Annotated in this window: 16 protein-coding genes and 2 pseudogenes; 8 read left to right on the top strand and 10 right to left on the bottom strand. The window is 59.9% G+C overall.

Going from position 1 to position 14284, the window contains the following annotated elements:
* Nucleotides 1–37 precede the first annotated feature (37 nt).
* The 5 genes from AC0KVN_RS24890 to AC0KVN_RS24870 form a co-directional block, all read right to left on the bottom strand.
* Complete coding sequence (locus AC0KVN_RS24890) at nucleotides 38–3265, bottom strand: efflux RND transporter permease subunit (RefSeq protein ID WP_048938606.1); 3228 nt, start codon at nucleotides 3263–3265, stop codon at nucleotides 38–40.
* 4 nt (nucleotides 3266–3269) lie between these two features.
* The gene (locus AC0KVN_RS24885) at nucleotides 3270–4427 is read right to left on the bottom strand and encodes an efflux RND transporter periplasmic adaptor subunit (protein WP_048938605.1); all 1158 of its coding nucleotides are present in this window, start codon (nucleotides 4425–4427) and stop codon (nucleotides 3270–3272) included.
* 3 nt (nucleotides 4428–4430) lie between these two features.
* Nucleotides 4431–5693: a TolC family protein gene (locus AC0KVN_RS24880; protein ID WP_048938604.1), complete on the bottom strand. Its 1263-nt coding sequence runs from the start codon at nucleotides 5691–5693 to the stop codon at nucleotides 4431–4433.
* 74 nt (nucleotides 5694–5767) lie between these two features.
* Nucleotides 5768–6103 carry a hypothetical protein gene (locus tag AC0KVN_RS24875; RefSeq protein WP_037480035.1) on the bottom strand — a complete coding sequence of 112 codons (336 nt, stop codon included), beginning with the start codon at nucleotides 6101–6103 and terminating at the stop codon, nucleotides 5768–5770.
* A gap of 856 nt (nucleotides 6104–6959) precedes the next feature.
* Nucleotides 6960–7145, bottom strand: coding sequence for a hypothetical protein (locus tag AC0KVN_RS24870; RefSeq protein ID WP_483656465.1), 186 nt, complete (start codon nucleotides 7143–7145; stop codon nucleotides 6960–6962).
* Between AC0KVN_RS24870 and AC0KVN_RS24865 the strand changes: the two are divergent.
* The 3 genes and pseudogenes from AC0KVN_RS24865 to AC0KVN_RS24855 form a co-directional block, all read left to right on the top strand.
* Nucleotides 7120–7290 (top strand): annotated as a pseudogene (locus tag AC0KVN_RS24865) (ATP-binding protein); the annotation flags it as partial. The gene AC0KVN_RS24870 and the pseudogene AC0KVN_RS24865 sit on opposite strands and share 26 nt — an antisense overlap.
* A gap of 71 nt (nucleotides 7291–7361) precedes the next feature.
* Nucleotides 7362–7541: a hypothetical protein gene (locus tag AC0KVN_RS24860; protein ID WP_029547616.1), complete on the top strand. Its 180-nt coding sequence runs from the start codon at nucleotides 7362–7364 to the stop codon at nucleotides 7539–7541.
* Between the two features lie 302 nt (nucleotides 7542–7843).
* Nucleotides 7844–8625 (top strand): annotated as a pseudogene (locus AC0KVN_RS24855) (IS5 family transposase).
* Nucleotides 8626–8690: 65 nt separating this feature from the next.
* Here the strand turns inward: AC0KVN_RS24855 and AC0KVN_RS24850 are convergent.
* The gene (locus tag AC0KVN_RS24850) at nucleotides 8691–9962 is read right to left on the bottom strand and encodes a sulfotransferase domain-containing protein (protein WP_483656459.1); all 1272 of its coding nucleotides are present in this window, start codon (nucleotides 9960–9962) and stop codon (nucleotides 8691–8693) included.
* A 65-nt stretch (nucleotides 9963–10027) separates the two neighbouring features.
* Here AC0KVN_RS24850 and AC0KVN_RS24845 point away from each other — a divergent pair, with 65 nt between their 5' ends.
* The 5 genes from AC0KVN_RS24845 to AC0KVN_RS24825 are packed head-to-tail and all read left to right on the top strand — an operon-like array spanning nucleotide 10028 to nucleotide 11683.
* Nucleotides 10028–10357, top strand: coding sequence for a phage baseplate assembly protein V (locus AC0KVN_RS24845; protein WP_010336771.1), 330 nt, complete (start codon nucleotides 10028–10030; stop codon nucleotides 10355–10357).
* Nucleotides 10245–10487 carry a hypothetical protein gene (locus tag AC0KVN_RS24840; RefSeq protein WP_483656464.1) on the top strand — a complete coding sequence of 81 codons (243 nt, stop codon included), beginning with the start codon at nucleotides 10245–10247 and terminating at the stop codon, nucleotides 10485–10487. Before AC0KVN_RS24845 ends, AC0KVN_RS24840 begins: the two co-directional genes overlap by 113 nt.
* A 1-nt stretch (nucleotide 10488) precedes the next feature.
* Complete coding sequence (locus AC0KVN_RS24835) at nucleotides 10489–10608, top strand: hypothetical protein (RefSeq protein ID WP_010336770.1); 120 nt, start codon at nucleotides 10489–10491, stop codon at nucleotides 10606–10608.
* Nucleotides 10608–10958: a GPW/gp25 family protein gene (locus AC0KVN_RS24830; protein ID WP_483656458.1), complete on the top strand. Its 351-nt coding sequence runs from the start codon at nucleotides 10608–10610 to the stop codon at nucleotides 10956–10958. The genes AC0KVN_RS24835 and AC0KVN_RS24830 overlap by 1 nt, the downstream gene beginning before the upstream one ends.
* Before the next feature lie 14 nt (nucleotides 10959–10972).
* The gene (locus tag AC0KVN_RS24825; RefSeq protein WP_483656457.1) at nucleotides 10973–11683 is read left to right on the top strand and encodes a phage tail sheath C-terminal domain-containing protein; all 711 of its coding nucleotides are present in this window, start codon (nucleotides 10973–10975) and stop codon (nucleotides 11681–11683) included.
* Here the strand turns inward: AC0KVN_RS24825 and AC0KVN_RS24820 are convergent.
* The 4 genes from AC0KVN_RS24820 to AC0KVN_RS24805 form a co-directional block, all read right to left on the bottom strand.
* Nucleotides 11651–11959 carry a transposase gene (locus AC0KVN_RS24820; protein WP_483656456.1) on the bottom strand — a complete coding sequence of 103 codons (309 nt, stop codon included), beginning with the start codon at nucleotides 11957–11959 and terminating at the stop codon, nucleotides 11651–11653. The genes AC0KVN_RS24825 and AC0KVN_RS24820 overlap by 33 nt on opposite strands.
* A 64-nt stretch (nucleotides 11960–12023) precedes the next feature.
* Nucleotides 12024–12701: a hypothetical protein gene (locus AC0KVN_RS24815; protein ID WP_483656455.1), complete on the bottom strand. Its 678-nt coding sequence runs from the start codon at nucleotides 12699–12701 to the stop codon at nucleotides 12024–12026.
* 90 nt (nucleotides 12702–12791) lie between these two features.
* Complete coding sequence (locus AC0KVN_RS24810) at nucleotides 12792–13523, bottom strand: class I SAM-dependent methyltransferase (protein WP_010336765.1); 732 nt, start codon at nucleotides 13521–13523, stop codon at nucleotides 12792–12794.
* Nucleotides 13524–13848: 325 nt separating this feature from the next.
* The coding region (locus tag AC0KVN_RS24805) for an ATP-binding protein (RefSeq protein WP_483656454.1) at nucleotides 13849–14284 on the bottom strand (436 nt) is incomplete at its 5' end.

The following is a 14284-nucleotide window of genomic DNA, read 5'->3' as shown; positions in this document are numbered from 1 at the left end:
GAAGAGGCGGGAGGGCAGTTGCTGCCCTCCCGTCACATCAGTGCTGCGGTTGAACAGACGGGGAGACCTCGATCTCTGGATCATCCTCCTCGACCATCGTCGTGCGGCCGTATCGCGCGTAGAGCGTCGGCAGGACGAACAGGGTCAGGAGCGTCGCGGAAATCAGGCCACCGATCACGACCGTCGCCAGTGGTTTCTGGACTTCAGCGCCAGCGCCGCTGCCCAGAGCCATCGGCACGAAGCCAAGGCTTGCAACCAGCGCGGTCATGACCACCGGCCTCAGACGCTGAAGCGCGCCCACCCGAGCGGCTTCGGCACGATCCATGCCGGTTCGCATGAGATCCTGAATGGAGGACACCATGACGAGACCGTTCAGGACCGCGATACCGGACAGCGCGATGAACCCGACCGCCGCAGAGATGGAGAAGTCCATGCCCCGCAGGAACAGGGCCAGCACGCCGCCCACCAGAGCCAGCGGAACGCCGGTGAACACGATGGCGGCATCACGCACCGATCCCAACGCTCCATAGAGCAACAGCAGGATCAGGACGAAGCAGGCCGGGATCACCAGTTGCAGGCGCTCCTGAGCCGATGCCAGATTCTCGAACTGGCCACCCCATTCGAGATAACTGCCTGGAGGAAGACGCACTTCTTTACCAATGGCAGCCTGCGCATCCGCGACCACGCCGCCGACGTCACGCCCACGCACGTTCGCTTGGACGACGACGCGACGCTTGCCGTTCTCACGACTGATCTGGTTGGGACCGTCAACGACGCGGATATCCGCCACGCTGGCCAGCGGGACAAACTGCCCGCCCGGAGTCGGCACCTGAACCTGGCTCAGCAGCGATATGTCGGCGCGCTGCGCTTCGGAAAGACGGATCACCACCGGGAAACGGCGGTCGCCTTCGAAGATCATGCCCGATTGCTGGCCGCCCAGCGTTGCGTTCACGATGTCCTGCACGTCCTGAGCGGTAACGCCGAGGCGGGCCATGGCATCGCGATTGACGCGGATGTCGAGCATCGGAAGGCCCGTGGTCTGCTCGACCTTCACGTCAGCCGCCCCCTGCGTGCGGCGCAGGACGCTGGCGATCTTCTCCGCCGTCGCATTCATCGAGTTGAAGTCGTCCCCGAAGACCTTGACCGCGATATCACCACGCACGCCGGCGATGAGCTCGTTGAAGCGCATCTGGATCGGCTGGGTGATCTCGTAGGCGTTGCCCGGGAACTTGGCGAGCTGCCCCTCGATCCGAGAGATGAGTTCCTCCTTCTTCAGGCTGGGGTCCGGCCATTCCTTCCGGTCCTTGAGGATGACGAACATGTCAGTGGCGTTGGGCGGCATCGGGTCGGATGCCAGTTCGGCCGTACCGGTCTTGGAGAAGACGAACTTCACCTCCGGCTGCTTCGACATCATCTGTTCGATCGGCACCTGCATCGCCTGGCTCTGCTGCACCGACGTTGCCGGAATACGCAAAGCCTGAATCAGAAGGTCGCCCTCATCGAGCTGCGGCAGGAAAACCTGGCCCAAAGACATGAAGGCCAGGATCGCGAGAACGAAGCCGCCGACACCAGCGCCGACAGTGACGACAGGCCGATTCATCGCCCGGTCGAGACCGGGTTCGTAGCGGGCCTTGAGCCAGCTCATAATCCGTCCTTCCTTCTCTTCGATCCGCTTGGACAGCCACAGGGCGATCGCGGCGGGAACAAAGGTCAGGGAGAGGATGAAGGCGCAGACCAGCGCGATGATGACGGTGAGCGCCATCGGAACGAAGGTCTTACCCTCGACACCGGTCAGGGTGAGGAGCGGCACATAGACGAGAATGATGATCGCCTGGCCATAGACCGACGGCTTGATCATCTCGCGGGCAGCGGAAGCGACCGTGTCCAGCCGCTCCTTCACGGTGAGCAGGCGGCCTTCATGATGCTGATGCTCAGCCATGCGTCGCAGGGCATTTTCGACGATGATGACGGCGCCATCGACGATAAGGCCGAAGTCGAGCGCGCCAAGGCTCATGAGGTTGGCCGACACGCCGGCTCGCAACATGCCAAAGCCGGTCAGCATCATGGTCACCGGGATGATGACGGCCGCGATCAGCGCGGCGCGGAAGTTGCCGAGCAGCAGGAACAGCACCACGATGACGAGGATAGCGCCTTCGCCCAGATTCTTGGCAACCGTCTTGATGGTGGAGTTCACCAGCGCCGTACGGTTCAGCACCGGCTGCACGATCACATCCGGCGGCAGCGAGGCGTTGATTTCCTCCAGCCGGTTGGCGACTGCGGTCGCGACGGTGCGGCTATTCTCGCCGATCCGCATGATGGCGGTGCCGACGACGACTTCGGTGCCGTTTTCGGATGCCGACCCCATGCGGATCGCCTGCCCAGTACGAACGGATGCTACCTGACCAAGGGTGATGGGTACGCCTTCCCGGGTGGCCACCACGATCTTGGAGAGTTCGTCGGCATTACGGACAAGAGCGTCTGCACGGACTGCCAGACCTTCACCGTTGCGGTTGACGAAGCCGCCGCCGACGCTGGTGTTGTTGCGCTCGAGGGCAGTGCTCAACTGCATCAGGGTGATCCCCATCGAAGCCAGGCGCTGGACGTCGGGCACGACGAGGAACTGCTTGGCATAGCCGCCGATCGAATCGACGCCGGCCAAGCCCTGCGTGTTCTTCAGCAGCGGCGAAACGATCCAGTCCTGCGCAGTACGCAGGTAGGTCGCCTTGTCGGTGTCGTTGGTCAGCCGTTCGCCTTCCGGCGTGATGTAGCTGCCATCGGGCTGCATGCCGGGTTCACCCGGCTGGTGCTTGTCGTCCTTGCGATGCTCCAGACGGACGGTCCACATATAGACCTCGCCCAGACCGGTGGCGATCGGCCCCATTTCGGGCGTCACGCCATCAGGCAGGTTCTCGGACACGCCTGTCAGACGCTCGCCGACCTGCTGGCGGGCGAAGAAGATATCCGCCTGATCGGAGAAGACCGCCGTCACCTGCGCGAAGCCATTGCGGCTGAGCGAGCGGCTATATTCGAGGCCCGGAATGCCGGCGAGCGCCGTCTCTATCGGGAACGCCACCTGCTTTTCGACCAGTTCGGGCGACAGCGCGGGCGCACGGACGTTGATCTGCACCTGGTTATTAGTGATGTCCGGCACCGCGTCGATCGGCAGGCGAGACAGAGCAGCGGCGCCGATCACAGCGGCTATGGCGGTCAGCAGCAGGACGAACCAGCGTTTGTGAACCGCCCAGGTTACGATTGGGGCGATCATAGGCTCAGTCCTCCGCGGCTTCGCTCTTGCCGAGTTCGGCCTTGAGCGTGAAGCTGTTGACGGTAGCGATCTCCTCGGTCCCCTTGAGGCCCGACTTGATGATCACGCTGTCACCGGCACTGTCGCCCAATTGGACGGCCGTTGCCTGGAACCCGGTCTTGGTCCGCACGAAGACGACCGACCTGCCCTCCTCTGTCTGCACCGCAGTCAGCGGCACACGGATGGCGCCATCGCCGCCACTGCCGGTGAGCGCGACCGATGCCGTGACCGGCTCCCCGACGCGCCAGAGGCCATCCCGATTATCGAGCGTCGCGATGACGGGAACGAGTCGCGTATTGGTATCGAGCGCCGGCGACACGAACGTCACCTTCGCGGTCGCCTGTCGACCGGCTGCCTTGATGTTCACCGTTGCGCCCGGACGCACCCGGCCCGCATCCTGCGGCTGCAGGTTGAGGGAAAGCGACACGCTCGACAGGTTGGCAACCCGGAACAGTTCAGCGTCCGCCGCGACCGTCTGCCCCAGCACGACGCTGCGGCCGATGATCTGACCCGACATAGGTGCCACGATCCCGATGCGATTGAGTCCGCCGCCACCCGTGCCAGCGGCAGATACCTGCTGCTGCGCCAGACGAAGGGCGATGCGGGCTTCTGTCGCCGCAGTGCGGGCAGCGATGAGATCCTGCTCAGGCGAGACCCGCTGAGAGAACAGGCGCTGCTCGCGGGCGAGATTGCTGTTTGCCAGAGATAGCCGGGCGCGTGCCGCTTCGGTCTCAGCGTTGAGAGAAGCTGCCTCGCGGCTTTCGATCACGGCCAGCGTCTGGCCGCGACCGATCGACTGCCCAAGGTTGCGGGTGAGCGATACGACCCTGCCGCCGATCGCAGCGGATACGACCTGCGTGCCTTGCGGATCACCGTCGATGGTAGCGGGGAGTTCGATCGTGCCCGAGCCGCCCATCATCGGGCGCGCCGTCTGAATGCCAGCCGATGCGATCTGATCGGCCGAGAGCGTGATCTTGCCCTCTTCGGCTTTCTCCCCTGCCTTTGCTTCAGCAGCGGGCGCCGCGTCGTTGGACGGATTCTCCTCGGCACCGCTTCCGCAAGCTGCGAGCGCCAGCATCAGGGACAGGGGCAAGGCGGCGTAGATGATCTTCTTAGATGTCATGGATCAGTTCCCCTGTTCCGGCGCGGGCGCTGTCAGGCGCTCCAGTTGCGCGCGGGCATTCTGATAAGAGGCAAGTGCGTCGATGGCGGCGAGGCGCGTCTGAGCAAGCGTGCGTTCTGCATCGAGCAGGTCGAGCTGGCCGAACTTGCCTTCGCGATAGCCGATGCGCGCGATGCGGGCCGCTTCCTGGGCCGCCTCAAGGGCAGGACCAGTAGCCGTCTGTGCAGTGACTGCGGCATTCGATGCCGATGTCTGCGCGTCGGTGATGGCCTGCTCGACATCGAGCGCTGTCATCCGCTTCTGGGCTTCCACCTGATTGCGCTGCGCGCGAGCCTGCGCGACAGCCGCCTTGCCCGAATTGAAGATCGGGATAGGCATCGTGACCGTGAAGATCAGGGCCGTATCATTGGTGGCTGACAGCCTGCGTAAACCAGGGCCTGCCTCGAGATTGGGGACTCGTTGAGAATTGGCGAGTCGAACATTGGCATCAGCTACGGCAAGGTCCGCATCTGCGGCCGCCAGGGCCAGAGTACCTGCCGCGCTCGGTGGGACTTCGGGACCATAGCCATGTGGCAAGCGCTCCAACCATGCCGTATCGAGCGGTCCGCCCATCGGCTGCCCAATCCGACGCTCGAGATTGGCGCGGCTGGCCTGAGCCAGGCGGATAGTCCGAACCAGTTCGGCATCGGCGTTGATCTTCGCAACGTTAGCGCGTTGCTCCTCTATCGGAGAGGCCCGCCCGGCCTTCACCCGTACGCTCGCAGCGTTCGCGGCGTCGCCGGCTATGCGCGCCTGATCGCGCGCCGTCTGGACACGCCGTTCGGCAGCAGCCGCTTCGATATACAGCTGCGTGACCTGCAGCCTGATGTCTGCCTGCGTGATCGCCGAGACTAACAGTGCCTTGTCGGTCTGGGCATTAGCGACCGCGATGCGTGCGGACCGCTTGCCACCCAGTTCGATGGGAACAGCCATGCTGACCGTCGACTCGGCGCTACCAACGCCGCGATACGGTCCGCTACCTGCGATATTCTCCACCTGCGTCTGCACGGTGGGATTGGGACGAAGACCAGCGACGGTACGTGCGGCGCGAGCCGCTTCGACATTGGCCTGCGCGGCTTCGGCCGCCGGGGCGCTGCCACCTGCTGCGGCAACGGCCTGATCAAGCGTATAGGGTGACGCCCCCGCTACCGCAGCGGGCATCTCCTGTGCCTGCGCCACAGCGACGCAGGACACGGCAGCCAATAAGGCTGCAATGGATCGGAACATGAATAGGAATCCTGAACACGAGTCATGGACGACCGGCGGCCTGAATTCAGGCGCAACGGTCCACTATGGCTCTGTCAGGCTATGGGTGGGCGCAGGTCGGGGCCGATGGCCCAGCGCTTGGACGGGATCGGTGCAGGAATGAACGCAGGAGCGTTCACCGCGGAGGGGAGCATATCATCGCTGGCCGAAGCCGGCACGAACGCCGGAGCGCCCTGGCAACCACCATGATGGTGCGGCATGCCCTTGTCAGCATCGCCCTGCGTCTGGTCCGCATCGCCATCACTATGCACATAACCGGAGCATTCGATGGTGGGCGCCTGAGCGTTAGGAACTTCCTGGGCATGCACCATCGTCGTCGTCAGCATGGACAACGAAATCAGGCAGAGCAGGAAACGTCCTAAGCGGCGCATGACAGGCTACATAGTAGGCTTTTCGCAGAATGTCATCTGCAAAAGTAAAATCGCGGCATATTGGACTGCTTCTGAATGTTATATCAGATCATTGTGCCATGATGGCGCACTGATACACCATATCGTCACGGATTAACTTTACCTAAACTATGATGCGATCGAATATACATCTTGGCACATACAAGAATCATTCGAATAAATTTGCATGCCAGCTCAGGCACATGGCGCAATTTGCTAAAATAGATAACCCCCGTCTTATGGGCATTACAAAACCATCGGGATAACGCAGCACATCAGGCAGAGGCTTTGTGAGATCGCTTCATTGGCAATGCCTGCATGGCCTTCCGCTCACCTCAGAAGCGCCCCCTCATTCGTCATCATTGATATGATGCTGCTCAACGCCGAACGTGTCCGCGATCTGCCCGGGACCTCGCCGCGACCTTCATGAATCTGATTTGTCGGCATGGCCGCCAGTGACACTTGTCCGCCAGCGGATCCCTTTGCAGCGCGCATAAAACAAGGATCGGAGCAGAAGTTGACAATGCCCCCCTTCCAGAGGAGCAGAAGTTGAAAATCAGCCGTGATCCTCTGATGACAAAAGCACCGGAAACTCTGGAGGGTCAGGAGCAGTCTTCCTGACAACCGACATTTCTATCGGTTGTCAGTAAGACTGCTCCTTTACTTCATTTTCGCGATCCTCTGACGATCGAAAACGGCCAATTTCCGTCACTTTCGCTTTTTCGGGATTCACGAAGGCACCGTTTTGCGACCTCCGATGCGTACGCAATGAGATCCGACGATGGGCACAGAATGAAGCTCCGCGACCTCCCGTGGGCGCCGCTCCTCCGCCTTAAATTTAGAAATAGGCCTTCAACGGCTCGACGCCCGCATCATGGGCCCTAGCGTCAATCCGAGCCAGCATTTCGCGTTTTTGCGGGGTCCGACTGCTCCCGTCGTTACGCATGGCATCGGTACGCTCAGGCGTATCGATGATGAGCTTCAGCGAATAGGCCACCGTGTTCGGCGACGCCAAAATGACCACGGCGCTCCTCGATCGGCTTACCCATCACTGCCACATCCTGGAGACCGGCAACGATAGCTTCCGCTTCAAGAACAGCTCTACCAAGCAGGCCAGAACCCAAAGGAGAAAACCACGGGTTGACCCACCCGTGACACCCGAAACATAATCCGCAGACGGCTCACTTCTCGATGGAAATCAAAAAGATATGTTCAGACTGTTGTCGATGAACCCGCCGCCATGACGGCGCTCGTCATTGCCAAAAGCCCCGACACCTTCGCCGATGGCAACCATAAGGCGACGATTTTCGGCAACTATGCCTATGGCAACGCCATTCAGGGGCTGAGCCTCGTATTCGACCGCACGGCGGCACGCTGGGTTATGCCGAATATGAGAATGACGGTGCCACAGAACAGCTGACCTTAGCCGCACCCGGCCAGAACAACAGCGACTGGGCCGCTCTAGCCTTTGTCATTGATCCTGGCACCGTGCTGCGGCTGTATAATCTCACGTTGCCCAATGTCGATGCAGCCCTTGCAACGGCGCTCCCGCGCCGAGTTGCGCCGCGCTCACTACGCGTCGGAGCGGTCCCGGTGGGCTATGCGGGATTGGCGGACATCGCCTTCATCGCAATTGTTCCGGCGGCACTTAGGTTGCGTTGACAAAAGGGATTCCCAACCCGGTGAAGTTCTGATTCAAACCTTCCTTTTGGAAGGGCAGGCATGGATCGCGGCGACCTGAGCGACGCAGAATGGGATTTGATCGGGCCGCTGCTCCCACCCGAGCGTGGCAGGCATGCTCGACCGGCCCGAGATAACCGGCGCTATCTCAATGGAATGCTGCACGTCCTGCAGGTTGGCTGCCCCTGGCGCGACATGCATGAGCGCTATGGGAAATGGAACTCGGTCTACGTCCGGTTCCGGCGCTGGGCCGAGCAAGGCGTCTGGGATGCCATGCTGCAAACTCTGGTCGATCTCGGCCTGACCGACGACTGGCAGCACATGATCGACAGCACCACGGTTCGCGGTCATGTCTCGGCCGTGGGCGGAAAAGGGGGGCTTTTGCGCAGACTTTTGGTCGATCACGCGGCGGCTTTACGTGCAAGGTCCACGCCCGCTGCGACAATCAAGGCCTCCCTCTCGGCTTCTACCTGACGGGCGGCGAGGCTTCCGATTACGGCGGTGTCGATAGCCTCATGGCCATGCCGGTGCCAAAGCCTGCAGCCTTGCTCGCCGACAAGGGCTACGACGGCGACCGTTTCCGCGAGAACCTGCTCCTGCACAACATCCTGCCCGTCATCTCGCCGCGTTCGAACCGCAAGGCACCAGAGCACCCCGACTATCGCCGCTATCGCGATCGCAACCGCGTCGAGCGCATGTTCGGCTTCCTCAAACACCAACGCCGCATCGCAACCCGCTTCGAGAAAACCCCGCTTTCCTACCTCAGCTTTCTCAACCTCGCCGCAGCAAGGCTATGGTTGAAGCATTTTGTCAACGCGACCTAGCCGCGCGCGATGTGAAGTGGCGATGTCGCCCATACGTGCATTTTTCGATGAAAAATTCAACATCATCACATGACCGAAGGCTCAAATGTTTCACGACACTCTGCGCTCACTATTTGGAGCGCCTTGCCTCTGTTGCTGGCCACCAGAGCGAGATAAGTCAGTCTCACTCCAAGAAATTCGACGTTGGACGCCGAACCATAGGACATCGCATGTACCCTCGTTTCGACCGGGTGAGACAAGTGGGTGTGTTCAAACTCAAAGCCGCAATGCTGTTCGTCTGTGCCATCAAGGCGCGCAGCGCTTGATCCCAACAGCCCGCTCTCATAACCTAAAATGGCGTCGATCTTGAGTATCGAAGTTCCCCCCACCCCGGTTCGACGAAAACGAAAATCCACCCTCCATCGCCCTGGCGGCAGGAAAAGATACGGCCCATATATCAACAGATGGTCGTTCATGCCGGTCGTGATAACCTGCCCCGCTTCCAGATTTCTGCCGTCGCTATGTCTGAACAAGTAGCTCGACCAGTTGATGACAAGGCCGGGCCGCAATTCAGCCTGACAGAATGGGTTTATGGCCTCGTCGATTGCAGCAGCTGCGGCGTCTGATAGGGTTTCCGACCATTTGGACGATTTGCCATCCCCAATATGGCCTACATGCCAATGGGTAGCATCATCGTAGGTGATATCGGCAGATGCATGCTCAAATTGTGCTGTGATGTCCGATGCCACCTTTTCGCGATCAAACTGCGCCAAGATTTCTGACGCAAAATCGTCGCTTATCTCAACTTCGATATAGTCAGCGATTTTCTTTATCGTATCTTTATTGTCCATAAATCTGTCTTCATAAACAAAAATCATATGGCCGAACATGTTACGAGCGACTGCTATTGCTGATGCAGACAAGGATATTTGGCTCAAAGCGTCGCTTTCACTTGTCCCAAATCTGTTCATAAGAGATGTCACCCCGTCACGCGCTTCGCGTACCGTTATGATTAGTTTGGAGCTTGTAGCTCTAATGATCTTCAAAAAGTCATTGTCGAGGTGATGTGATTTTATCACCAAATATTCGATTTCATCCCCGAAACAGGACATGACGTCACCGCCACTATCTGCGTATACGCTAAACGACTTATCGCTGTGTTTCGCACAAATGCACCGCACTACGTTGAACAGCCAAGTGGAACCGCTCGAATACAAACCCAAGGTAGAAACAATCATTGCGTCAGACGCCTCTTTTGCCGGTGGCGGATTGGGGTAAGTGTACGTTAAACTGTAGCCTTCTTTCGTTATTGAGTATGACAGACCGGTTCGGCGCGAGCAATGCGCGATGACCAGCATTTGGATAGCTGCCTGTCCAAATGCTGGCCTATGCATGAACATGCGGCCCGCACCATGGTCCGCCCATGGCCTATGACCAAGATCCTCAGCAGCAGATCGGCGATGCGATCCAATATGGCGTGATCGCATCGGTCGATCATGCAAACGCCACTTGCACCGTCACGCTGGGCGATCTCGACACCGACGATCTGCCATGGGTGGCCCAGCGTGCGGGCGGTATGCGCTGCTGGTCGCCGCCGACCATTGGCGAACAGTGCGTCGTTCTGGTCCCCCGAAGGCGATCTGGCAAATGGCCTTGTCATTCTGGGCCTCTATTCCGACGCCAACCCGCCGCCTTCCAACACCCCCGATGTCGTTCAGATCGACATGCCCGACGGCGCGACCATCGCCTATGATCATGCGGCGCACGCCCTTGCCGTCACGCTCCCCGCAGGCGGCACGGCGACGATAGCCCCCCCCCCCCCCCGGCGGCGCAACCATCAACGGTCCCGTCACGATCAACGGCCCGCTCGCCGTCAACGATGATGTGTCGATCACCGGCACTGCCACCGCAGCCGATGATGTGATCGGCGGAGGCAAGAGCCTCAAAGGCCACAAGCATGGCAATGTGCAGGCAGGCACGTCCCAGACCGGAGCGCCGATCTGATGGCTGGCATGTCTCGCGTCACCGGCGCAGTCATGACCGGCCTCGAACATATCCGCCAGTCCGTTGCGGATGTATTGTCCACGCCGATCGGCACCCGCGTCGGCCGCCGCGACTATGGTTCGCTGATTCCTGATCTGATCGACCAGCCCATGACGGCGGCCAATATCGTGCGGATCTATGCGGCGGCGGCTGTTACCCTGTCCCGCCATGAAGACTGCATCCATCTGCGCCGCATCGCCATCACCGCGGGCAAGCGTCCCGGCGCGGCCTTCATGACCATCATTGGCGACCGGACCGACGTCGCGCCCGCCAATGCCCGCACCCGTCTCGTCCTGCCTCTTACCCTCTGAACCAAGGAACCGTCATGGCGTTCAAACATGGTATCACCCTTATCGAAGTGCCCGATGGGCCGCGCACGCTGACCGCTGCTTCCACCGCAATCATCGGTATGGTCGCCATCGCGGCCGACGCTGATCCCGCTATCTTCCCGCTCGATCGCCCGGCGCTCATCACCGATGTTGAAACCGCCATCGGCGCCGCCGGGACGGACGGCACGCTGGCCCTGTCGCTGCGCGCCATCGCCGATCATGCTCGCCCGATCATTGTCGTGGTCCGCGTGGCCGAAGGGGACGATGCGGCGGAAACCGCCAGCAATGTCATCGGTACGACCGACGCCAACGGCCAAAAGACGGGTATGCAGGCGCTGCTGGCGGCGCAGGCGCAACTGGGGGTCAAGCCAAAGATCCTCGTCACCCCCAGCCTTGAAACGCAGGCGGTGACGACGGCGCTGGGCGTCGTGGCGCAGCTGCTGGCCGACACCATCGTCAACGGCATGATGTGGGCGATCGACAAGCCGCTGCCCCCCGCGCTCGCCAAGGACATCATTGAAACCATCAACGGCTTTTTCCGCCAGTTGAAGGGCGCGGGTATCATCCTGGGCGCGAATGCATGGTTCGATGAAACCCCCAACAGCATCGAGAACCTGAAAGCGGGCAAGCTGCGCATCGACTATGATTACACGGTCCCGCCGCCGCTGGAGGATCTAGGTCGCGTTGACAAAATGCTTCAACCATAGCCTTGCTGCGGCGAGGTTGAGAAAGCTGAGGTAGGAAAGCGGGGTTTTCTCGAAGCGGGTTGCGATGCGGCGTTGGTGTTTGAGGAAGCCGAACATGCGCTCGACGCGGTTGCGATCGCGATAGCGGCGATAGTCGGGGTGCTCTGGTGCCTTGCGGTTCGAACGCGGCGGGATGACGGGCAGGATGTTGTGCAGGAGCAGGTTCTCGCGGAAACGGTCGCCGTCGTAGCCCTTGTCGGCGAGCAAGGCCGCAGACTTTGGCACCGGCATGGCCATGAGGCTATCGACACCGCCGTAATCGGAAGCCTCGCCGCAGCAAGGCTATGGTTGAAGCATTTTGTCAACGCGACCTAGCTTTGCTCGGCGCATCCGTCTTGCTGGCGTTGATCGCGTCCACCGGGCTTAAAAGCTGCAATGTTGATTGGCAGGAAAATTCTTTCAACAAGGCCTCATTCTGTCGGGCCTTGTAACGCTCAGCGTCATCCAGCGTAGACATGCCGTCGAGAAGCGCAGCAAGGTGATCCATCGCTTCGGCACGAACCGTCACAGCGTCAAGACATGACTGAGCTACCTGTGCGACCAGCTTTTCGGCTTCGCCAGCATAGGGACCGATAACAGCAGCAGTTTCTCGACAGGTGTTGGCAGCGGTTCCTGCGTCTTCCAAAGCATTTTTCGGCGGCCCTTTGCCCAATGCGGCTTTGGTGACAGTGGCACGGGCTGCGCTGCTGCAAGCTGACGTCTGCGTCGTCAATGATAGGAAAGCCGCCGACCGAATTTCCTGCTGCGATGATATGGATGGGGTGTCGGGCTTTTTGACAGCCCGTGGCACCGCGCTCGGAATGTTAGAACTGCTTTGTGTTGTGGATGTAGGAAACATGACCTGACCAGCGAGCAGTATGAGCAAGGTCAAAATTGCCAGCGCATAGGATAGCAGCTTTTGCTTCGACATGAGCCCAACGACAAACAGACCGGCAGAAGCCAGCCCAACGATAATTTGCATGTCCTCCGGCATTGCCATTGCGCTGTTACCGTCAGCCTACGTCGATCAACATCGAAATGCTCTCAGCCTGCGAAAAATCCGCGCTGTAAATATGCGGAAAGGTCGCGTTCAACGCCGCGACATGATTGTCACCGATTCGCTGCCGCCCTGATCATGCAGACAACAGAGGTTTTCCAGAAAGCCGCTGGCATGGAAAAGGCGCAATACCTCCGCCAGAGAATATTCGTTCATCTGCATCATAGGCGTATCAGCGGACTGTCGCTTGAGCAGATTTATCAGAAAGCGACCGCCCGGAACATCATGACGAAGCCTGTAATCCAGCTCTCGTTTCCAGCTATATCGACGTTTAGTCGTTATTTGAATGAGGCAACCACCGCCTTCTCCGACACGGTCCAGGAGACCTTTCAAGATGACCATGCCTCTCTCCAACGGGATGTGCTGGAGAACGATGACGCAGTTGACGAAATCAAACGTGCCATCCACTTGCGAAAGATGATCGTCAGATAAGCGATATTCTATCGCTTTCCCTGCGCTGTTCACTTGCGCTTCCCGCAGCATAGCGGGGGAAATGTCGACGCCTGTGACGGACGCGAATTGTTGCGACAAGGGAATGGTCAGCCGCCCTACGCCGCAACCAAAATCAAGGGCGCGATTTCGGGACAATGCGCCAAATCGCTGTTCGAATTTGTAGAGCCAATGATCTACGAAAGTCTGTCCAACAGCAAAAAAAACATCCCGATACTGTTGGATGCTATCGTTTCGGAACCGCTTGTCAGTAAGCACGCCATAATACGGATCTCGCTCACCCCAGAGGCACCAATTATGATCGGTGTCAGTCATGGGTGGCGTCCTTAATCCGCTTTCCTTAGGCAATGCTAGACCAAACCGCGCCAGCTTTAATTATCTTCCAGACATGTCCCCGCGCTGTTCGAATATATTGAACAGTTATTTTTGTGCATAACCTACTGTCCACAGCTATTTTTCCCTGCTGGCACTTACCTCTTTCCTACATATTGTCAATCGGCGTGCACCCCCCCCCCCCCCTTCTCAACGATGGCAGGACGGTCGAGTAACGCGCCTTGTGCTGCGCGCGGCGTAGGGAGGGCGGAGCCCGACCGGAGGCGCGCGCAACGCAAGGCATCTTAATCCCGGCGTGCGGCGGGGATCAGTTTCGGTTCTTGAAGCGCCAGCTGTCATTGCCGATCTCGATGATGTCGCAATGATGGGTGACGCGATCGAGGAGAGCGGTGGTCATCTTGGGGTCGCCGAACACCGTCGGCCATTCCCCGAACGCCAGGTTGGTCGTGATGATAAGGCTGGTTTGCTCGTAAAGTTTGCTGACCAGATGAAACAGCAACTGCCCGCCTGAACGGGCGAAGGGAAGATAGCCAAGCTCATCAAGCACGACGAGGTCGAGGCGAGAGAGCTGGGCGGCAAGCGCGCCGCCTTTGCCGATCCGGGCTTCCTCTTCGAGGCGGGTCACCAGATCCACGGTGTTGAAGTAATGCCCCCGCGCTCCAGCGCGGACGACATTGCGCCGTGCGGGCAGGAACGCGCCGCTGTGCAGCGAACGGACCAGCCCCTCGTTGATCGGTGTCCCC

This window comes from Sphingobium sp. SG1, assembly GCF_057063145.1.
The sequence above is the reverse complement of the archived record's forward strand: the minus strand, read 5'-3'. Positions and strand labels throughout refer to the sequence as shown.